Origin of the sequence: Streptomyces sp. NPDC006643 (genome assembly GCF_042870175.1) — a bacterium.
GTDB lineage: Bacteria > Actinomycetota > Actinomycetes > Streptomycetales > Streptomycetaceae > Streptomyces.
This window is the reverse complement of record NZ_JBIAHA010000031.1, coordinates 1-20,112: the sequence shown is the minus strand read 5'-3', so window position 1 is coordinate 20,112 and position 20,112 is coordinate 1. Positions and strand designations below refer to the sequence as shown.

22 protein-coding genes are annotated in these 20,112 nt (G+C 71.3%); 13 read left to right on the top strand and 9 right to left on the bottom strand.

The features are described 5' to 3' along the window. Positions 1-7 precede the first annotated feature (7 nt). From ACFYNU_RS33395 to ACFYNU_RS33380, 4 genes are all read right to left on the bottom strand, one after another. Entirely contained in the window at positions 8-1,213 is a 1,206-nt protein-coding gene (locus ACFYNU_RS33395) for an aromatic acid exporter family protein (RefSeq protein ID WP_356589362.1), read from the bottom strand. A 239-nt stretch (positions 1,214-1,452) separates the two neighbouring features. Then, on the bottom strand, positions 1,453-2,925 hold the full coding sequence (locus ACFYNU_RS33390; protein WP_388768224.1) for an MFS transporter: 1,473 nt from the start codon (positions 2,923-2,925) through the stop codon (positions 1,453-1,455). Further along, positions 2,922-3,605, bottom strand: coding sequence for a winged helix-turn-helix domain-containing protein (locus ACFYNU_RS33385; RefSeq protein WP_356589175.1), 684 nt, complete (start codon positions 3,603-3,605; stop codon positions 2,922-2,924). The genes ACFYNU_RS33390 and ACFYNU_RS33385 overlap by 4 nt, the downstream gene beginning before the upstream one ends. Positions 3,606-3,711: 106 nt before the next feature. Further along, positions 3,712-4,218 (bottom strand): MarR family transcriptional regulator, encoded by a 507-nt coding sequence (locus ACFYNU_RS33380; RefSeq protein ID WP_356589173.1) that lies wholly within the window; start codon positions 4,216-4,218, stop codon positions 3,712-3,714. Between the two features lie 39 nt (positions 4,219-4,257). On the opposite strand from ACFYNU_RS33380, the gene ACFYNU_RS33375 reads away from it, so the two are divergent. After that, positions 4,258-5,190 (top strand): EamA family transporter, encoded by a 933-nt coding sequence (locus ACFYNU_RS33375; RefSeq protein ID WP_356589171.1) that lies wholly within the window; start codon positions 4,258-4,260, stop codon positions 5,188-5,190. Positions 5,191-5,265: 75 nt separating this feature from the next. On the opposite strand, the gene ACFYNU_RS33370 is transcribed toward ACFYNU_RS33375, so the two are convergent. Beyond that, the gene (locus ACFYNU_RS33370) at positions 5,266-6,045 is read right to left on the bottom strand and encodes an SDR family oxidoreductase (protein WP_356589169.1); all 780 of its coding nucleotides are present in this window, start codon (positions 6,043-6,045) and stop codon (positions 5,266-5,268) included. A 316-nt stretch (positions 6,046-6,361) separates the two neighbouring features. Between ACFYNU_RS33370 and ACFYNU_RS33365 the strand changes: the two genes are divergently transcribed. The 5 genes from ACFYNU_RS33365 to ACFYNU_RS33345 all read left to right on the top strand — a co-directional run bounded on the left by ACFYNU_RS33365 (position 6,362) and on the right by ACFYNU_RS33345 (position 11,472). Then, the gene (locus tag ACFYNU_RS33365; RefSeq protein ID WP_356589167.1) at positions 6,362-7,372 is read left to right on the top strand and encodes a LacI family DNA-binding transcriptional regulator; all 1,011 of its coding nucleotides are present in this window, start codon (positions 6,362-6,364) and stop codon (positions 7,370-7,372) included. A gap of 189 nt (positions 7,373-7,561) precedes the next feature. Further along, complete coding sequence (locus tag ACFYNU_RS33360; protein WP_356589165.1) at positions 7,562-8,557, top strand: ribokinase; 996 nt, start codon at positions 7,562-7,564, stop codon at positions 8,555-8,557. Positions 8,558-8,560: 3 nt separating this feature from the next. Continuing rightward, positions 8,561-9,091, top strand: coding sequence for an RpiB/LacA/LacB family sugar-phosphate isomerase (locus tag ACFYNU_RS33355; RefSeq protein WP_356589163.1), 531 nt, complete (start codon positions 8,561-8,563; stop codon positions 9,089-9,091). A gap of 134 nt (positions 9,092-9,225) precedes the next feature. Beyond that, positions 9,226-10,578 (top strand): MFS transporter, encoded by a 1,353-nt coding sequence (locus ACFYNU_RS33350; RefSeq protein ID WP_356589161.1) that lies wholly within the window; start codon positions 9,226-9,228, stop codon positions 10,576-10,578. Between the two features lie 186 nt (positions 10,579-10,764). After that, a complete protein-coding gene (locus ACFYNU_RS33345; RefSeq protein WP_356589159.1) occupies positions 10,765-11,472 on the top strand; it encodes an alpha/beta fold hydrolase in 708 nt (235 codons plus the stop codon). A gap of 85 nt (positions 11,473-11,557) precedes the next feature. Here ACFYNU_RS33345 and ACFYNU_RS33340 read toward each other — a convergent pair whose 3' ends face one another. From ACFYNU_RS33340 to ACFYNU_RS33330, 3 genes are all read right to left on the bottom strand, one after another. Then, complete coding sequence (locus ACFYNU_RS33340; protein ID WP_356589157.1) at positions 11,558-12,106, bottom strand: AAA family ATPase; 549 nt, start codon at positions 12,104-12,106, stop codon at positions 11,558-11,560. A 34-nt stretch (positions 12,107-12,140) separates the two neighbouring features. After that, positions 12,141-12,512 (bottom strand): VOC family protein, encoded by a 372-nt coding sequence (locus ACFYNU_RS33335; protein ID WP_356589155.1) that lies wholly within the window; start codon positions 12,510-12,512, stop codon positions 12,141-12,143. A gap of 199 nt (positions 12,513-12,711) precedes the next feature. Next, on the bottom strand, positions 12,712-12,969 hold the full coding sequence (locus tag ACFYNU_RS33330) for a type B 50S ribosomal protein L31 (RefSeq protein ID WP_356589153.1): 258 nt from the start codon (positions 12,967-12,969) through the stop codon (positions 12,712-12,714). A 233-nt stretch (positions 12,970-13,202) separates the two neighbouring features. On the opposite strand from ACFYNU_RS33330, the gene ACFYNU_RS33325 reads away from it, so the two are divergent. The 4 genes from ACFYNU_RS33325 (at position 13,203) to ACFYNU_RS33310 (ending at position 16,330) form a co-directional block, all read left to right on the top strand. Beyond that, positions 13,203-13,739, top strand: coding sequence for a GNAT family N-acetyltransferase (locus ACFYNU_RS33325; protein ID WP_356589151.1), 537 nt, complete (start codon positions 13,203-13,205; stop codon positions 13,737-13,739). Between the two features lie 120 nt (positions 13,740-13,859). Then, positions 13,860-14,612, top strand: coding sequence for a phosphotransferase (locus tag ACFYNU_RS33320; RefSeq protein WP_356589149.1), 753 nt, complete (start codon positions 13,860-13,862; stop codon positions 14,610-14,612). 273 nt (positions 14,613-14,885) lie between these two features. Next, positions 14,886-15,419, top strand: a complete 534-nt coding sequence (locus ACFYNU_RS33315) for a hypothetical protein (RefSeq protein ID WP_356589147.1) — start codon at positions 14,886-14,888, stop codon at positions 15,417-15,419. Positions 15,420-15,466: 47 nt separating this feature from the next. Beyond that, complete coding sequence (locus tag ACFYNU_RS33310) at positions 15,467-16,330, top strand: DUF427 domain-containing protein (RefSeq protein ID WP_356589145.1); 864 nt, start codon at positions 15,467-15,469, stop codon at positions 16,328-16,330. On the opposite strand, the gene ACFYNU_RS33305 is transcribed toward ACFYNU_RS33310, so the two are convergent. Beyond that, the gene (locus tag ACFYNU_RS33305) at positions 16,287-16,826 is read right to left on the bottom strand and encodes a CGNR zinc finger domain-containing protein (RefSeq protein WP_356589143.1); all 540 of its coding nucleotides are present in this window, start codon (positions 16,824-16,826) and stop codon (positions 16,287-16,289) included. The two genes, ACFYNU_RS33310 and ACFYNU_RS33305, sit on opposite strands and share 44 nt — an antisense overlap. Positions 16,827-16,944: 118 nt before the next feature. On the opposite strand from ACFYNU_RS33305, the gene ACFYNU_RS33300 reads away from it, so the two are divergent. The 3 genes from ACFYNU_RS33300 (at position 16,945) to ACFYNU_RS33290 (ending at position 20,003) form a co-directional block, all read left to right on the top strand. Beyond that, a complete protein-coding gene (locus ACFYNU_RS33300) occupies positions 16,945-17,676 on the top strand; it encodes a haloacid dehalogenase type II (protein WP_356589141.1) in 732 nt (243 codons plus the stop codon). 149 nt (positions 17,677-17,825) lie between these two features. Next, positions 17,826-18,956, top strand: a complete 1,131-nt coding sequence (locus ACFYNU_RS33295) for a lectin (protein WP_356589139.1) — start codon at positions 17,826-17,828, stop codon at positions 18,954-18,956. An 87-nt stretch (positions 18,957-19,043) separates the two neighbouring features. Continuing rightward, a complete protein-coding gene (locus tag ACFYNU_RS33290) occupies positions 19,044-20,003 on the top strand; it encodes an aldo/keto reductase (protein WP_356589137.1) in 960 nt (319 codons plus the stop codon). Positions 20,004-20,112 lie beyond the last annotated feature (109 nt).

Sequence of the window (20,112 nt, the reverse complement as noted above, 5' to 3'; positions counted from 1 at the left end):
ACGCTCCCTAGGAGCGTCGTTTGTCGGGTCGCTTCAGGGTGGGGCGTTTCACCCCGCGCAGCCACTGGGAGAACGCGGTGAGCTGAGGGTGCCGTTCGCGCTGTTCCCGGGTGGAGCGGTCCAGCTCCTCCATCAGACGGCGGGAGCGGTGGTCGGTGTCGAGTTCGTCGAGCAGTCTGTCGATGTCCGACAGCAGCGCGCCGTGGAGCTGCCACTGCCGGGGATGCCGCTGTACGCCTTCCAGCAGCAGTTGCGCCGCTCTCTCCCGGGTCGCGGCGGCTGCGCCCAGGTCCCCGGCGAGGCGGTCCTCCGCCGCCTCGGCGGACTCGCTCGTCTGCGTGGTGACCAGCACGGCGAAACTGACGAGCGCGTCGGCGACCTGCGACAGCAGCTCCTCCAGGGCTGAGCCGACCTCCGGCGCGAAGAGGTCCTCGTCCTGGCGCTCCTTGGCGAGGTCCGTGATGGTCCGGGTCAGGACGCGCAGCACCACCGCGCAGATCTCCAGCGTGTCGAGGCCGGTACGGAGCACCACCCGGTGCAGCAGGCCCTCCTTGACGCGTGGATTGAGCCGCAGGCTGTCCTCGGCCTGGCGCAGCGCGGCGTCCACCTCGGCGATGCCGTTGTCGAGCCGGCGGGCCTCGCGCAGTCGGGCCGCGGCGCGTTCGACGGGGGTGTGGCTCGTCAGCTCCTCGCCGACGTCGCGCATCAGCCGGCGCATCTGCCGGGCGAGGTCCTCGATGGACTCCCCGGCGGCGCCGACCCAGACGGGCGGCACGAACACCACGTTGAACAGCAGCCCCACCACCGCGCCGATCAGCGTCTCCAGAACGCGGTCCCAGGCGGTGCCCGCCGCGTGGGTCACGCCGAGGACCAGCATGGCGCTGATCGCGACCTCGGGAACGAACTCGTTGACCCGGACGAGCCGGCCCGCGAGGAGCGAAGCCAGGATGATCAGCGCGAGGCTCCACCACGAGAGCCCGACGAGGGCGCTGAATCCGATGGCGATCAGTACGCCCGCGACGACGGCGTTCACACGGCGGATGCTGGTGGTGATGGTGGAGTAGAGGGTCACCTGGACCACGAGCAGCGCGGTGAGGGGCGCGGTCAGCGGCGCGGGTTCGCTGCTGAGCCACAGCGCGACGATGTAGGCGAGCGTCGCGGCCGCCGTGGAGCGCAGCGTCTGGGTGACGGTCACGTCGTTCCGCAGATCCATCAGCTCGGTCAGCGGCCCCTTTCCGGAGCCACCTCTGTCGCCCTTGTACGCGACCCGCAGTCTCATGACCAGCACCCTGCACATAGTCTGCGGGCACAGTGCGTACGACACGCTGCGGACGGCCGGCGGCATGCACGTCATGGCGGGCGTCGGGCCGGGGGCCGTACCGCCGGCGGGCTCACCCGGCGGGCGTCGGGCCGGGGGCCGTACCGCCGGCGGGCTCACCGCCGGCGGCCGTGTCAGCGGACTGACCGGGTCTGCCGGACGCCACCACCGGACCCGGCTCCGGATTCCGGCTCCCGCTGGGACGTCGGATCCGGCTCCGGGGCTCCGGTGCGCCCTGGTGATCCGTCGGGCTTCGTGATCCGTGGGACGGCGGGCTCGTCGGCCGGCCGGCCCTTGCCGCGCAGGCGGTCCATCTCCCGCCATTCCGGCCGCAGTCCGGTGAGATTCGTGGTGAGGAAGTACACGGCCCCGCCCACCAGCAGCACCGGCGCCAGCCCCGCCGAGGCCACCGCCGCCCCGGCGGCCAGTCCGCCGAGCGGCATGCCGGACCAGGAGAGCGCGCCGCTGAGCGCCTTGACCCGGCCCAGCAGCCGGCGGGGTACGCGTTCGTAAGTGATGGCCGACAGGATGGGGTTGAGGAAACCGGCACCGAAACCGCCGGCCGCGAACACGATCACCACGGCCCACAGGGGTGCGGGTGAGGCGAGGACCAGCCATCGGGGCGCGCCCGCCAGCAGGAATCCGGCGAAGAACACCACGCGCCGCCGCATCCGGTGCGCGATGCCCGCCGCTATCAGGCTGCCGCCGATCGCCGCGAGTCCGGCCGCGCCGGCGCACAGGCCGATGGCGCTCGGACCGTTGCCCGACTCCTTGGCCCAGACAGGGAGGAGTACGGCGCTGAACGCGGCGTCCAGGAAGTTGGTGACCATGACCATCAGCACGATCGTCAGCAGCAGCGGTTCGCTCCGCAGGAAGGTGAAGCCCTGACCGAAGCGCCGCCAGTAGCCGGGCTCGGCGGGCGGACCGGTGGTGTCCTGGGGCGACGGCGACGGCGACGGCTGCTCGGCCGGCCGGCCCATGCCGCGTGGCAGCGCCAGCCCGATGATCACCGAACCGAGCGCGAAACAGGCCGCGTTGACGGCCAGCCCCGCCAGCGGCCCGAGGAAGGCGATCAGGGCGCCGCCCGCCGCCGGGCCGACGGTGAAGGCGAGCCGTTCCGTCACGCCGGCGAAACCGGTGGCCCGCTCCAGAGGTACGCGGCCGTGGTCGGCCGCCTCCGGGACCATGACGTCCTTCGCGAGATCGCCCGGCCCCCGCGCCGCGCCGATCAGCGCGACCAGTACGAGCAGCAGGGGGAAGGAGAGCCGGTCCGCCGCGTGCAGGAGGGGTATCGCGAGGGCCGCGGCGGCGCTGATCAGGTCGGTGGTCCACGAGATGGTGCGGGGTCCGGCCCGGTCCACGAGCGGTCCGGTGAACGCCTTCACCAGCACGTACGGCGCCATCTCGCAGAAGGCCACCACTCCCGTCCGGGTGGCACTGCCGGTGGTGACGAGCACGAACCAGGGCAGCGCGATGGCGGAGACGCGCGTACCGGTCAACGACACCGCCATCGCGGCCAGTACGCCGACCAGCGGCAGCGACCCGCGCCGACCTGTTATGCCGTCAGGGTCCTTCGCCTGCCCGGCGCTTGCCCTGGACGCGCTCACCAGGTCTGCATTCCGCGCCGGCGTACCCGAGGCGGGTCGCTCTCGGTGGCGTCGTCGGAGGTGTCCGGATCCGGCATATCCAGCTCCGGCAGGATCTGGGTGATCAGGGAGACGCGCTCGGTGCCCTCCGGCGCCGCGTCCGCCGTGTCCGGGCTGTCCGCCCGGTAGCGGGCGAGGAGCGCGTGCAGCTCCTGTCGCAGGTCGACGGCTTCCTCGGGCGTCAGCCGCAGCGCCCAGTCACTGATGTCGAAGGTGCCCCGCCACCGCTCGGGCATCGTCTGAAGCTCGCCGAGCGCTCGTTGGGTGCGCAGGGTGTACACGGCGGCGACCGACTGGAGATACGCCAACACGGCGTCGGGCTCCTGTTCCGCCAGCTCACGGTCGCTGAAGCGGGTCGACTGGTGGACCGCGCGCCACCAGCGTTCCCGTGCGTTGCCGCGCTCCGTGTCCTCCTCGACGAACCCCGATTCGCCGAGCTGACGCAGGTGGTAGCTGGCCGTACCGGAGTTGACCCCCAGCCGCTCGGCCAGCCGGGTGGCCGTCGAAGGCCCGAACTTCCGCAGCAGTCCGACCAGTTGGACGCGGACGGGATGCGCCAGGGCGCGCAGTCCCTTCGCGTCGAGGACGACCGTGTTCGACTCGTGCTTCGGACCGTGTGGGGCGTCGTAGGAATCCGTCATGCCGAGCAGCATAGACCGCAAAGACTTCTTCGCAAAGAGTTGTTCGCGAAGAAGTCTTTGCGGCGGACTCTTTGCGGTTGATCGGACTCCTGTGGCGGCCCCGGCTTCAGTCGCGCGGCCCCTCGGTCACGGCCAGCCACTTGACCAGCAGGGATTCGAGCTGCGCGGCCTCGTCCTCGGTCAGCGCGGCCAGGAGCCGGTGCTCGTTGGCCATGTGCTCCGAGAAGGCGCGGTCGATGAGCGCACGGCCCTCTGGGGTCAGCGCGACGACCCTGCCGCGCCCGTCGCTCTCGCTGGTGCGCCGCGAGACGAGTCCGGCCCGTTCGAGCCGGTCGACGCGTTTCGTCATGGCACCCGTGGTGACCATGGTGTGCTCGGCCAGCTCGCCGGGCGCGCGTTCGAACGGCGCACCAGCCCGCCGCAGCGTGGCCAGGACATCGAAGTCGCCCTCCCCCAGCCCGTACTTCCGGTAGACGACGCACAACTCCTCGGTGAGATACACCCCGAGGCGGTGCAGCCGCCCGATCACACCCTGCGGGCGCACGTCGACATCGGGGCGTTCGCGGGCCCACTCGCGCTGGATACGGGCCACACGGTCAAGGGATTCAGCCATGGAGGAATAATACCTTCCCGGGAAGATATTATTGCTTCCATGGAAGCAACCACCCGCTGGTCACTCGTCACCGCCGTCGCGCCGATCGCGTGGGGCACGACGTACTTCGTCACACAGCGCCATCTCCCCGCCGACCATCCGCTGTACGGAGCGGTCTTCCGGGCCCTGCCCGCCGGGCTCGTCCTGCTGGCGCTCAGCCGGCGACGGCCGCACGGCGCGCTGTGGTGGAAGGCGCTGGTGCTCGGCACGCTGAACATGGGGGCGTTCTTCGCCCTCGTCTACATGGCGGCGCAGCTTCTGCCGACCAGCATCGCCTCGACGGTCATGGCGACCGCGCCGGTGGTGATGATGCTGCTGGCCTGGCCGTTGCTGGCGGAGCGCCCACAGATACTGCCGGCCGTGGGCGCGGGCGTCGGGATCGCGGGGGTCTGCGTCATGCTCCTCACGAACGCGACCGGGATCGATCCGCTCGGCGTGCTCGCCTCCGTGGCGGCCATGACGATGTCCTCGATCGGCTTCATCCTCACCAAGAAGTGGTGCCCGGACGTCGACGTGTTCGCGCTGACCTCCTGGCAGCTCATCGCCGGAGGCCTGGTACTCCTGCCCGTCGCGCTCGCCGTCGAAGGTGCGCCGCCGGCCCTGGACGGCGGCGCGGTGCTCGGCTTCGTCTACATATCCGGCGTGGCGACCGCGCTCGCCTTCAGCGCGTGGTTCGCCGGTATGCGGCATCTGAGCGCGGGGACGGTGGGGCTCATCGGTCTCCTCAACCCGGTCACGGGTGTCCTGCTCGGCACCCTCGTCGCCGGGGACACCCTCACCGCCCGGCAGAGCGCCGGGCTGGTGCTGGTGTTCCTCGGTGTCGTGCTGGGGCAGCCGGGCGTGACCCGCGCGGTGCGAGCCCGGCGCGCCCGTCGGGCGGCGGTTCGGTCGGGCGTACCCGAGCCGCGTCCGCGCCCCCGCCAACAGGCTTGATCGCGGGCGTGGTTGGGCGAGGGGTCACGGCCGTGGGCGGGTTCTCGCCGTCGTACGCCGCACCTCGCCCGCCCGTCAGTGGACGTGGAACCCGCCGTCCACGAAGAGCGACTGCCCCGTGACGTACGCGGAGGCCCGGCTCGCCAGGAACACGGCCGCGCCCGCGAAGTCCTCGGGCACACCGTTACGCCCGGTCATGGTGCGCGCGGCGAGCGCCGCCACCCGCTCCGGGTCCGACGACAGCCGTTCGTTGAGGGGCGTCATCACGAACCCCGGCACGAGCGTGTTGCAGGTGACCCCGTACGGCGACCACGCCTCGGCCTGTGAGCGGGCCAGCGACTCCAGCGCGCCCTTCGAGACGCCGTAGACACCGCTCTGCACGAACGCCCGGTGCGCCTGCTGGGACGTGACATGGATGATCCGTCCGAATCCGCGCTCGGCCATGCCGGGTCCGAACCGCTGTCCCAGCAGATACGGCGCCTCAAGATTCACCGACATCGTCGCGTCCCAGACGGCGTCGTCGATCTCGGCCATCGGAGGGCGCAGATTGATCCCGGCGCAGTTGACGAGAGTGTCCGGTTCGCCGAAGACCTCCGCCGCCTCGTCGGCCGCCGTACGTACGCCCTCGCGTGTTCCGAGGTCGCCGCCCACCCACGCGGCGCGGCATCCACGGTCCGTCAACTCCTCCACCGTGGCGGCCAGTTCGGCCTCCCGGCGCGCCACGATGACGACGCTCGCGCCGGCGCGGGCGAGGGCCCCGGTGATGGCTCTGCCGATGCCGGAACTGCCACCGGTGACCAGGGCCACGCGGCCTTCCAGGGAGAAGAGTCCGGAGAGATACGCCTGCGATTCCATGGCCGCAGATTAGACGTCCCGCCGGGCTCCGTGCCTGGTGGGTGGGGTGGGTGGCGCGATGGCCCCGCCGCGTCCGGCCGATGCACGACCGTCGTCCGGCCGATGTCCGATCGGCGTCCGATCGACGGGCCGCGCCGAAAACCGATGGGGCGAACCCCTTGACGTCGCCGGAGGCGAGACTCCAGGATCCTGTCCACGGAAACGTTTCCATGGAATCGTTTCCAAGGTCGGCCGTGATGTCGGACTACAGTCCTGTCAGTCCGACCGCCCGACCCCCGACCGCCAACCGATCCGATCCGATTCACAAGAGGCACCCATGGACAGCAGCGTGACCATCAAGGACGTCGCCGCACTCGCCGGCGTCTCCGTGGGCACGACGTCACGGGTCCTCTCGGGCAACCCCGCCACCTCCCCCGCCGCCCGTGAACGCGTCCACGCCGCCGTCGCCGAACTCGGCTACCGGCCCGACGCCCGTGCGCGCTCGCTGCGTTCGGCCCGTTCCCAGACGGTGGGACTGCTCATCTCCGACGTACGCAACCCGTTCTTCGCCGATGTGGCGCACGGCGCCGAACAGGCGGCGCTGCGCTCCTCGTACGTCACCCTCCTCGCCAACGCCAACGAGGATCCGAAGCAGCAGGACACCTATCTGGAGTCCTTCCTCACCCAGCGGGTCGACGGCATCATCATCGCTCCGCAGGGCACGGACAGCGCCCACCTCCGGACCCTCGCCACCACCGTGCCCCTCGTCTTCGTCGACCGGACCGTCGACGGATTCGAGGTGCCCAGCGTGACGACCGACAACGCGCTGGGCATCGACCAGGCCGTCGCCCATCTCGCCGACCGCGGCCACACCCGTATCGGCTACATCGGCGGCCCCCGGTCCATCTCCACCGGCCGCGCCCGGCACGACGCCTTCGTCCGCGCCGTGGCCCGGCACCGTCTCGACACCGATCCCGGGCTGATCACCTCCGGCGACTTCCGCTCGGCGAGCGGCGCGGTGGCCGCCGAGCGGCTGCTGTCGGGTGAAAGTCCGCCGACCGCGCTGCTCGCGGCCGACAGCCCGATGGCGGTGGGCGCGCTCGGCGCGGTGCGCCGCCGGGGGCTGCGGATCGGGTCGGACGTCGATCTGGTGGCCTTCGACGACATCGAGTGGTTCTCCGAACTCGACCCGCCCCTCACCGTCGTCTCGCACGACGCGCAGGCCATGGGGTCGACCGCGATGAGGCTCCTCCTCGACGTCATCGAGGGCCGCACACCCGAATCGGTGGTCCTCCCGACGCGCCTCGTCGTACGGGAGTCATCGGGCGGGGCACGCCGAGAGGCGTAATCGGCGGCAGGCGGTACGCGGCCACACACCTGGTCGCGCACACCTCGTCCCGCACACCTCGTCCGCACACCTCGTCCCACCTACAACTGCTCATCCGAATCAGGCCCTTCGAGGGAAGCGGCGCGCCCGACCGGCGCCCGCCGTCCCGCACCGCACCGTGCCTTCCGCACCCATGAACGGGGATCCCCCATGCCCACCACCGTCTTCGTCGTCGGCAGCCTCAACGCCGACCAGCTCCTGGAGGTGCCCGCGTTCCCGGCGGCCGGCGAGACCGTGCTCGCCTCGGACGTACTGATCACCGCCGGAGGCAAGGGCGGCAATCAGGCCGTGGCCGCCGCACGGGCCGGCGCCGCGGTCGTCATGATCGGCGCGCTCGGCGACGACGCGCACGGCGTGCTCGTACGCCGGGCGCTGACCGAGTCCGGTGTGGACACCGGATGGGTGCGTACGGCCGACGGTACGCACACGGGCACGGCGGTCGTCGCCGTGGAGGCGGGCGGCGAGAACCGGATCATCGTCTCGTCCGGCGCCAACGCCCGCCTCACCGGGCAGGACGTCGAGACGGGTCTCGCGGGAGCGGCGCCCGGCGACCTCGTACTTCTCCAGTTGGAGACTCCGGTGGCGGTGGTCGCCCACGCGGCGCGCTTCGCCAAGGAGCGCGGGGCCACCGTCGTACTGAATGCCGCTCCCGCCCCCGCCGACGCCGGCTGTCTGACGGCCGACATCGACGTCCTGGTGGTCAACCAGGTGGAGATGCGGGCAGTGGCCGCTCTGGTCGGGGCCGGCGCGGGCACCGACGGGCCGAGGGACGCGCCGGAGGGCGTCGCGGGGACCGTGCTCGCCACGTCCCGCGCGCTGGACTGTGTGGTCGTCTGCACGACGGGCGCGGAGGGCGCCTACGTCAATGTCGGCGACCGGGTGGCGCACATCCCCGCCGTACAGGTCACCGCCGTCGACACCACGGCGGCCGGCGACACCTACACCGGCTATCTCGCGGCGGCGCTCGCCCGGGGCGAGACGGATCTGCCGGCGGCGCTGGCGACGGCTTCGGCCGCCGCGGCGGTCACGGTCACCCGGCGCGGGGCGATGGCCTCGATCCCCTACGCGCACGAGACCGGCCCGGTGGCCGCGCACGCCGGACCGGACACCGACACCGACAGCACCCAACTCACCACGAAGGGCTGACACATGAGAATCGCTCTGGGCAACGACCATGCCGGACACGCGCTGAAGGACCATGTGCGCGGCGTCATCGAACGGCTCGGGCACGAAGTCCTCGACCGGGGCACGGACAGTGACGCGCCGGTCGACTTCCCCGACATCACCTTCGCGACCTGCGACACCGTACGCAGAGGTGAGGCCGACCGCGCCGTGCTCGTCTGCGGCACCGGGGCGGGCGCGCTGATGGCGGCCAACAAGATCGCCGGGATCCGCTGCGGTCTCGGGCACGACGTCTACTCGGCCCATCAGGCCGTCGAGCACGACGACGCCAACGCCCTCGCGATGGGCGCCTGGCTGATCGGCCCGGCGATGGCCGGGGCGGTCGTCGAGGCGTTCCTCGGCGCGACGTTCGACAACGACGAGGACACCGTCCGGCGGGTCGCCAAGCTCCACGAACTGGAACTCCGGTCGGCCCGCGAACTCACCGCGACACCGCCCGTCACGACACCGCCCGTCGCGACACCGCCCGTCGCACCGCCGCCCGCCATGGAGAGCTGAGGCAGAGCCGAGGCCACCCACCTCTGCTCCCCGTCCCGGCCCCCGCACCCCCGTCCCCACCCACTCCCCACGTACACCAACCGCTGAAGTACCCACCGCGTAACCGGTGATCAAAGGTGATTAGGAGTTACGGCATGAGCGCGAGCAACAGCGCACCCTCCCCCGCCGCCGCCACCGCTCAGGACGGCGACCGCGGCAAGCTCAGGACCTCCCTCGGAGCCGCTGCGGGAACCTGTGTGGAGAACTACGACTTCGTCGCGTACGGCACGGCGTCCGCCCTGTACTTCGGTGACGTCTTCTTCCCCGAGTCCGATCCGGTCGTCGGCACGCTGCTGGCCTTCGTCACGCTCGGCGTCGGCTTCCTCATGCGGCCCATCGGCGGCGCCGTCGGCGGTCATCTCGGCGACAAGTACGGCCGGAAGCCCGTCCTGGTCGGTGCCCTGCTGACGATGGGCATCGCCACGGTCCTGATCGGTCTGCTGCCCACGTACGCGCAGGCCGGTATCGCCGCGCCGATCCTGCTCGTGCTGATCCGGATGGTGCAGGGTCTCGCGTTCGGCGCCGAGTGGGGCGGCGCGGTGATGATGGCGTACGAGCACGCGCCGCGCAGGCGGCGCGGTCTGTACGCGGCGATACCCCAGGCGGGCAATCCGCTCGGCATCGCGCTCGCCAACATCGCCTTCCTGCTGTCCGTGAATCTCGACAGCGACCTGGCATGGCGCATTCCCTTCCTGGCCAGCTCCGCGCTGATCGTGGTCGGCCTGGTCGTCCGGGTGAAGCTGACGGAGTCGCCGGAGTTCGAGGAGACCAAGGCGAGCGGCCAGACCGTCAAGAACCCGGTCGCGACGGTGCTGCGCGACGACTGGCGCAACATCCTGCGGATCATCGCGCTGCGTGTCGTCGAGTCCTGCGCGTACTACCTGACGGCGACCTATCTGCTGTCGTACATCACCGACCGGGACGAGGGCGACCGGGGCATCGCCCTCGCGGGCATCGTCATCGCGAGCATCCTGGCGGTGGGCACGACGGTGCTGTCCGGGGCGCTGACCGACCGGATCGGCCGGCGGAAGCTGTACCTGGCCGGTTGTCTGCTGGCGGTCGCCTTCGGCTTCCCGATGTTCCTGATGGCCAACACCGCCAATCCGGTGCTCATCGTGCTGATCTATCTGGTCGCCATCGGTGTGATCCACGCGGCGCTGACCGGTACGCAGGCGGCCTGGTTCGCGGAGCTGTTCAAGACCAACACCCGTACGTCCGGGGCCTCGTTGGGCTACCAGATCGCGGCGTCCGTCGCCGGGTTCGCGCCGTTCCTGGCCGTGCTGCTGGCGGAGTCGTTCGACTGGGCGGGCCCGGCCGGTTTCTATGTGGCCATCGGTCTGGTCGGGCTGGTGGGTGTCGCGACGACGCGTGAGACCTGGGGTCCGCGCGAGCGCGCGGCGGCGGAGGAGGCGGACAAGGCGGACCTGGTCGTGGCGGGCCGGTCCTGACACCGACGCCTGCCGCAGCACGTCCGCCCGAGTGCCTGGGCGGGCGTGCTCCGTCGTGTCCGGCGCGCTCGGGCAGCGGAATCGATACGGCGGATGAGCCATCCGCGGCGGCCCCGGCGTCGAATACTTCCTGTGGTGGACGGACCCCGTCCACCACTCGTACCGGCAGAGAGGCCAGAGACCCCCGTGCCCGTCAGCGACCCGCGTGCCCCGCTCCCGCCCGCCCTCGTGCTCGACAGATCGCTCCGGCGGCCCCGTACCGCCGTACTCCTGCTGCACGGCGGACGTTCTGAGGGCATGGAGCCGCCGCCCCGGTGGAATCCGGCCGCCGCGCGGATGCGCCCGTTCACCCGGGCGGTGCTCCGTGCCACCGAGGGCCACGACGTCCTCGTGGGCCGGGTCCGCTACCGCCACCGGGGCTGGAACGGCGAGCGCGCCGACGCCGCTGTGGACGCGCGCCGGGCGCTGGACGAACTGGAAGTGCTCGCCGGTTCGGTACGGGTGGTGCTGGTCGGTCATTCGATGGGCGGGCGCGCCGCGCTCGCCGCGGCGGGGCACGATCTGGTGCGCGGCGTCGTGGGACTCGCCCCGTGGTGTCCGGCCGGGGAGCCGGTCGACCAGTTGGCGGACCGGCGGGTCGTCCTCGTACACGGCGACCGGGACCGTACGACGGACCCGCTGGGCAGCCGCGACGTCGCACGCCGCGCCCGTGCGGTCGGCGCGGACGCGTGCGCGGTACTGATGACGGGCGGAGATCACGCGATGCTGCGGCGGGCCAACGAGTGGCACGCGCTCACCACCGGCCTGGTCTCGGGCTTCCTCGGGCTGACGCCGCTGCCCGGTCCGGTGCTTCGGGCGTTCGAGGAGGGCCGGGATCCGGACCAGGGCGACTGACCCGAGCCCGCGTCGTCGGCCGGATCCCGGTCTGAGGCGGTGTATCCGCTCGTTCCGCCTCCACCTCCGCCGTCCTGCCGCCGTGTCAGTCCGTCGGGACGCGCGCGGCCGGGAGGTCGGCGAGGATCGCCGATACCGTCTCCTGGGGTGTCTGCCGCGTGGTGTCGAGCCAGTGTCCGATGCGTTCGGTCTCCGCGTGCAGGTCGTGGTGCAGCGCCTCGACCGTCCAGGGGCCGTACCCGGTCTTCGGGCGCGCCGCCTCCCGGTCGCGTACGGCTTCGACCGACGGGGTGAGTACGACGACGTACAGCGGACGGGTACGGACCCTGGCAACGAAGCGGGTCAAGTCCGGGCCGATGACGATGTCCTGGACGATAGCGGTCCATCCGTCGCTCGCGTACTCGTCGGCCACCGTGGCCGTGATCCGGTGGCGCAGCTCCAGTTGGGCCACGGCCTCGGCGGTCGGCTCGGGCAGCATCTCCTCCCGGCCGGAAACGATCATGCGGCGGAAGGTGTCGCCCCGGACATGGGCGGCGCGGGGCAGGCGTTGGGCCAGGAGGTCCGCGACGGTGGACTTGCCGGCTGCCATCACACCGGTGATCAGGACGACTGCGGAGCGTAGTTCGGTGCTCACGGGGTCTCCGGGGTGAGTCGGGCTCGGGCGTCTATCAGCCGTGGGCGGTGTCGATCACACAGAAGCGGTTGCCCTCGGTGTCGGCGAGGACGACGAAGTCGGCGTCGTCGGGGTACGAGTCCCAGTCGACGCGTTCGGCGCCCAGGGCCTCCAGGCGCGCCACCTCCGCGGCCTGCTCGGCGGCGTCCCGCGCGTAGAGGTCGAGGTGGACGCGGGGGTGTTCCTGCACCGGGGTCGTGCTGAGGCCGAGTGCGAGTCCCGGTCCCGGGCCTTCGGCGGGGACGAGGACGACCCAGTCGTCCGCCACCTCGCCGTCGCGTGGCACGTAGTCCAGCGCGCGGGTCCAGAACTCGGCGGCGCGACGCACGTCGGCGGCGCCCATCACGATCGTCCCGATGCTGATCATCCGGGGATGGTGTCAGAGGCCGTGGGCGGTGATCAATTCCTTTTCGCCGTCGCGCCGGCGCCGGCATCCGGTGACCGGTGGCCATGGCCGGTGAGGGGGCGTGCGCCGAGGGCATGAGGAAACCCCGGCCGCGTGATCGTTCGATCTCGCCGCCGGGGTTTATGGTCTCCGTCTTCGCGCCAACGCTTCCCGGTGATGCTCATCCACGTTTCGAGGCGTCGCCGTAACGGCGCTCGAAGCGCTCCACACGGCCCGCGGTGTCACGAACCTGCGAGTTGCCTGTGTAGAAGGGGTGGCTCGCCGATGAGGTCTCGACGTCGACGACGGGGTACTTCTTCCCGTCCTCCCACTCGATGGTCTTGTCCGATTCCGCTGTCGAGCGCGTCAGAAACGCGACATCGGCCGCACGGTCCCGGAATACCACCGGACGGGACTCGGGGTGGATACGAGGCTTCATATGTCATCCTCCTGTCGCCGACCGCCTGGGGTCTGTCGACCCCCGGTATGTCTGTCAACGGTGGGGGGAGGCTGGATATTCCGCCGAATTCCGGTGGCCCACCCGTGGCTGATCATCAGGTAGTTGGCCCGTACTCGCCCCCGGCTCACCAGGGGTTCCGGTGATATTCTCGTTATATGGCTGACCGAATACATCGGGTCATTATCGAAGGTTCCCGGATCAGTACTCCCCGGTTGATCCTTCGACCTTGGGCGGTCGGCGACGCTGTGGCGGCGCTGCCGGTCTACGGCGTGGACGAGGTCTCCCGATGGCTCGCGCCGGCCTTGGAGCCGGTGTCGGACCTGGAGGCCATGGAGCGCCTCATCGAACGGTGGGTGACCGAGTCGGACACCCTCGAACCTCCCCAGGGCCGGTGGGCCATCTTCCTGCGCGACACGGATCAGCTGGTCGGAGGGGTGGCGCTGCTGCCTCTCCCCCCGCTCGGCAGCGACCTGGAGATCGGCTGGCAGCTGGCTCCCGACGTATGGGGTCAGGGGCTCGCGGCCGAGGCGGGGCATGCCGTGGCGCATCAGGCTTTCGAGTCGGAGGCCGGGGTGGAGGAGCTGTTCGCGGTGGTACGGCCCCGGAACAGCCGGGGCGCGGCGACGGCCCGCCGGGTCGGCATGGAGTGGGTCGGCGAGACGGAGAAGTACTACAACCTGTCGTTGCAGGTCTACCGTCTGCGCAAAGGTGACCTGGACGCGAGTGGTCCCATGGCGGCCGGTCGCTGAGCAGGCAGGCAGGCAGGCCGCTGAGCAGAACATGGTCAGCCGCGTCAGCGGTGCCAGCCGCGTGTCGTCGCGCGAGAAACCCGGCGACGTGGGCGGTCGTCCCCCGGATACTGGTCGCCCATGGATGAGGTCAAAGTTGTCGTCGCCCATTCCGAGCGCGCGACCCTGCGCGTCGGCGATGTGTTTTTGAAAGTGGACGCCGATCGGGCGCGGATCGATGTCGAGGTCGAGGCGCTGGCCCTGGCGCCGGTCCCGACGCCGCAGGTCCTGTGGCACAAGCCGCCCGTGCTCGCGATCACCGCGGTCCCGGGGAAGGCGCTCGGCCACCTCGGTCAGCCGTCGACCGCGTCCCCGGCGGCGTGGGCCGCGGCGGGTGCCGCCATCCGGAAGCTGCACGAGGCGCCGTTGCCGCCCTGGCCGGGCCGGCGCCGCCGGAGTCCCGACGAGCTGGCGGCGGAACTCGACAGCGAGTGTGAGCTGCTCGTGACGAACGGAGTCCTGCCCGCCGATCTGGTCACCCGCAACCGCCAGGTCGCCGAGGTCGCGCTCCGGCCGTGGACCCCGAAGTTCACGCACGGCGATCTACAGATCGATCACGTGTTCGCGGACGGTGACGAGATCACCGGCATCATCGACTGGTCGGAGGCCGGCCCGGGGGATCCGCTGTTCGACCTCGCCACCGTGACAATCGGACATGAGGAGCATCTGGGCGATGTCGTCGCCGGTTATGGCACGGACACGGAGGTCGACATCGACGTGATCCGCGCGTGGTGGTCGTTGCGAAGCCTGCTGGGGGTCCGCTGGCTGGTCGAGCACGGCTTCGACCCGTTCGCGGCGGGCTGCGAGGTCGACGTGCTGAAAGCGCGGATGTGAGACCGCGCGGACCGTCCTGGTTGGCCCGTCGAACCGCCGCCTCGTCATCCCTCGGTCGCACGACTCCATCGGCCCGACGGCGGAGCCGAACTCGCCTGTGGAGCGATCCGTGACGCTCCCCCGGACTGGGATCTTCGATGTCGAACGGGTCAGCCAGGCCCACGACTCCGAGGACCCGTCATGCAGCCCCTCCCGCACACCGAAGAACCCGCCGCCGCCCCGCCCCGACCGGCGCGTGCCGTGTGGCGGGCCGCCCACGATCCTGTCGCGGGGGTGTCCCGAGCGATACAACTCGCCGCCTACGCCGTGCCGTTCACCGTCCTGCCCGCCGGTGTCCGGCGGATCCGGGCGGCGTTCGACGAGGGGCTCGGACCCGTCGAGCGTGCGTACCTGATCTTCCTGACGGTCCTGTCCGAAGTCCTCGCGTTCACCGCGCTCGGACTGGTCGCCCGCTGGGGCGAGGTGTTTCCGCAGTGGATCCCGTTCCTGCGCGGGCGCCGGATCCCGACGGTGGCGGCGGTCGTCCCGGCCGCCGTGGGGGCCACGATTCTCATTCTCCTGTTCACGCTTCTGTTCACCGTTTCGGAGGTCAGGGGCACCACGATCCGGGGCGACGACCTGCCGGCGGACTCCCCGTCCCTGGCCACCGGCTGGGAGCTCGGCTGGTACTACGCCTGCTACGCCCCGCTGACTCTGTGGGGACCGTTGCTGGCCGTGCTGACGGTCGCGTACTGGAGGAGGAGGCGGCGCGCGGCCGGGAACCTGCCGGAAGCCGGCTTGACGCGCTCCCCGCGCCCGGCCGTGTGATGGTGGATCAGGCAGCCCCATCACACGACCAGGGACGGGAGGCGTTCATGCCTGACGACGCCCAGTACTTTCCGCAGATGATCGTCCCGACCGGTCATGTCGAGCCGGTGGCCCGCCGTATCCGGGCGTTCCTGGCCGGCCGCGTGCTGTTCGACACCGTGCGGGCCCGGTACGTGTGGGAGTGGCCCGGCTATCCGCAGTACTGCGTTCCGGCGGAGGACTTCACCGAGGGCGTTCTCGTCGACGAGGACCACACACAGCGGCTGAGCCTGGGGGTCGCCCGGCGGCACGGGCTGCTCAGCGGCGACGTCGCGCGGCCCGGTTCGGCGCGGCTGTGGACCGAGGAGGCGCCGCCGGGGCTCGCGGGCACCGTACGGATCGACTGGGATGCCCCTGACGCGTGGTTCGAGGAGGACGAGCAGGTGTTCGTCCACCCCCGCAGCCCGTACACGCGGGTGGACGCGCTCCGGTCGGGCCGCCGCGTCCGCGTCGAACTTGACGGGGAAGTCCTCGCGGACGCGCCCTCCACCGTCATGGTCTTCGAGACCGGCCTGCCGACCCGCTACTACCTCGACCGCGTACACACCGATCTCACCCGGCTGGTGCCCAGCGACACCGTCACCCGCTGCCCGTACAAGGGCACCACCAGCGCCTACTGGTCGGTCACCACGAACGCCGGCAGCCACCCGGACATCGCCTGGTCGTACGACTTCCCGACCCGCCAGCTCACGCCCGTCGCCGGCCTGGTGGCCTTCTACAACGAACAGACGGACATCTTCCTCGACGGCCGCGCGCTCCCCCGGCCGGCCCCCGTCAGCCGGACCGCTCGGCACAAGTCCGGCCGATCCGACCGATCCGGCCGACGTCTCAGGACGAGGCCCGCCTGCGGGCCCGGTACGCCGCCGCCTTGACCCGGTTTCCGCACTCGTCCATGCCGCACCAGGTCCGGCGCGCGCCGCGTGAGCGGTCCAGATAGATACGGGTGCAGCTGGGACGACCGCACTCCTTGAGGCAGGCGTGGGGATCGGCGAGCACGGCGATACCGCTTCTGGCCAGATGCGAGAGGACCGCGGGGAGATCACCCGTCATCCGCAGGCCCGTGTCGCCGAGCGTGAGCGCGGGCGGTGGCCCGGCCGCCGTGCCGTTGACGATGTCGAGACCGCCCTGATCGAAGGGGCGTCCGAGCACGCGGTCGAGAGCGAGCCGGTAGACCGCCTCGCGCAGCGCGAGCGCGGACTCGAAGACCGCGGTGTCGGCGGTGACGCGGTCGGGAAGCTCGTCGCAGGCGGCCACCCACCGTTCGAGATCCCCGGGCGTGGTCAGGGCGTCGAGAGGGGTGTCCCGGCGCGACCTCACGGTGCCGGTCAGGTCGAGGGCCGGGTTGCCGCTCACAAAGGCGAAATCCACGTCACCATCTTGACCGGTGACGGTGCCGGTGACAAGGTCGTCACCTGCTGAACCGGTGACGCTTACGGCCCTGGCGACACCGGCGGCACCCACGGCACCGGCACGTACGGGAGAGCGCATGGCCGACATCCGCGACATCGACGTCGTCGTCTTCGACATCCTCGGCACCCTGGTCGACGAACCCGGCGGCCTTCGCGCGGAGATCGCCGACGCGCTGGCCGCGAACGACGGCGGCTCCGGCGACATCGACTCCGGCTCCGGCTCCGACTCCGGCTCCGGCGATGAGCTGGCGGCCGTGTGGCAGCGGTACGTCGAGTCCGCGCAGCGACGTATCGGGCGGGGCGAGCGCGCGTACGCCGACAGTGAGGTCATCGACAGGGAAGCCGCCCAACTCGTGGCCGAACGCGCTGGGTTGACCGATCCGGCCACGATCGAGCGGCTGGCGACAGCGAGCCGGCGCCTGCCGCCCTGGGGCGACTCCGTCGCCGGTCTCGAACGGCTCGCGCGGCGGTTCCCGGTGCTCGGGCTCTCCAACGCCGCGCGCACCACCCTGCTCCATCTCAACGCCCATGCGGGGCTGCGCTGGCACCAAGTCCTGTCCGGCGAAGCCGTCCTGGCCTACAAGCCGGCGCCGGAGGTGTACCAGCTCGCCATCGACACCGCCGGCTGTCCACCCGAGCGCGTGCTCATGGTGGCCGCCCACGCCTGGGATCTCCGTGGCGCTCGGGCGAGGGGTATGCGAACCGCGTATGTACGGCGCCCGGTCGGGGATCCGCCGGCGGAATCCGATGTCTTCGACGGGCACTTCGACGGACTGGAGGATCTGGTGAACGCCCTCACGGCGAGGTAGCCAACCACCCGGATTCGCCATGCACTTGACAAGGTCTAGACCTTCGCTTTCAATCCAATCGACACACCTCCCGCACATCTCCTCCTTGGCCCTGCCGGCCCGCCGGCGGGGCTCCGTGCGCCGTTGGCGCGAAGGGACGACATTCAGAGATGTTGAGCACTTCCGGTAGAGGCCTTTCCCTCGTACGGTCCGCGATCCTCCTGGCGGTCGCAGCCCTCGTCGCCACTCTCTTCACCGCCCCCGCCGCCCAGGCCGCCGACGGCCAGATCACCGGTCTGGCGGGCAAATGCGTCGATGTCGCCGGCGCGAGCAACGCCAACGGCACCCCCGTACAGCTCTACGACTGCAACGGCAGCAACGCCCAGCGCTGGTCCAACTCGGGCGACGGCACCCTGCGCGCGCTCGGCAAGTGTCTGGACGTCTCGGGCAACAGCACCGCCGACGGCGCGCTCGTCCATCTGTGGGACTGCACCGGCGGCGCGAACCAGCGCTGGGTGGTCTCCGGCGCGAACGACATCGTCAATCCGCAGGCGAACAAGTGCCTGGACGTCCAGGACCGCAACTCGGCGAACGGCGCCCGGCTCCAGATCTGGACCTGCTCGGGGCAGTCGAACCAGAAGTGGAACGCGCCGAGCGGCGGTGGCGGCAACCCCTCGCCGGGTGGCTTCGTCGTCAGTGAGTCGCAGTTCAACCAGATGTTCCCGGGTCGCAACGGCTTCTACAGCTACAGCGGCCTCACCGCCGCGCTCAGCGCCTACCCGGCGTTCGCGACCACCGGCAGCGACACCGTCAAGCGCCAGGAGGCCGCGGCCTTCCTCGCCAACGTCAGCCACGAGACCGGCGGCCTCGTCCATATCGTGGAGCAGAACACCGCCAACTACCCCCACTACTGCGACGCTTCACAGCCTTACGGCTGCCCGGCCGGCCAGGCCGCGTACTACGGCCGCGGTCCCATCCAGCTCAGCTGGAACTTCAACTACAAGGCGGCCGGAGACGCGTTGGGCATCAACCTCCTCGCCGACCCGTGGCGTGTCCAGAACGACTCGGCCGTCGCCTGGAAGACCGGCCTCTGGTACTGGAACACCCAGAACGGTCCCGGCACCATGACCCCGCACAACGCGATGGTCAACCAGGCCGGCTTCGGCCAGACGATCCGCAGCATCAACGGCTCGCTGGAGTGCGACGGACGCAACCCCGCGACGGTCCAGAGCCGGATCAACAACTACCAGCGCTTCACCCAGATCCTGGGTGTCGCGCCGGGCGGCAATCTGTACTGCTGACCTGCTCAGGCAGGTTGTACGGGCCGAGTGGCCCCGGGGACGCATCCCCGGGGCCACCCGCCGTCCCGGCCGCCGTAGGGTGATCGCGTGAGAGACGAAGCGGAGACGAAGAACGGCGACCGGCTGCTCTACGGGTGCATGGGCCTCGGCGGCGCCTGGGACACCACCCCGTACGGCCCGGCGGACATCGACGCCGCCGAGGCGGCGGTCCGGGCGGCGCTGGACAGCGGGATCACCACGTTCGACCACGCCGACATCTACCGGCACGGGAAGTCCGAGGCCGTCTTCGGCGAGGTCCTCAGCCGAACCCCCGGTCTGCGGGAGCGAGTTGTCCTCCAGACCAAGTGCGGCATCCGGCTCGCCGACGGCGACCAGCCCGGCATCTACGACCTGCGCGCGGCGAGCATCGTCCGGCGCGTCGAGGAGAGCCTGACCAGACTGCGTACGGACGTCATCGACGTCCTGCTGCTGCACCGGCCCGACCCGCTCGCCGATCCGGACGAGGTCGCGGGCGCGCTCACCTCTCTCCACGAGCAGGGTCTCGTCCGGCGGTTCGGCGTGTCGAACATGGGCGCGGCGCAGATCGCACAGCTCCGCTCCGCGCTCGGACTCCCCCTGGTCGCCAACCAGTTGGAGATGAGCCTGCACAGCCGCGAGTGGGTGGAGGCCGGAGTGCTGGTGAACACCCCCGCGGCGGCCGGCCTCGGCTATCCGCTCGGGACGACCGAGTACTGCCGGGAGAACGGGATCGCCCTCCAGGCGTGGGGAGCACTCGCGCAGGGCCGGTACACCGGCCGTGAGGAGACTCCGGACGAGGTGGCCACGGCGCGGCTCGTCGCGTCGCTGGCCGAGGCGAAGAACACCACGCCGGAGACGATCCTGCTGTGGTGGCTGCGCCGGCATCCGGCCCGGATCGCGCCGGTCGTCGGCAGCGCGCGGCCGGAGCGCATCCGCGCCTGCGCCGACGCGGCCGTACGGGAGCCGGAACTGAGCCACGAGGAGTGGTACGACCTGTGGCTGACGGCGCGCGGCGCGCCACTGCCCTGACCGGGACCACCCCGGATACGCGGACGTGGGGGGGGGGGGGGGGGGGGGGGGCCGCCGCCGCCCCGCCCCGGGGGGGGGGGCGGGCCCCGCGGGGGGGGGGGGCGCCCGC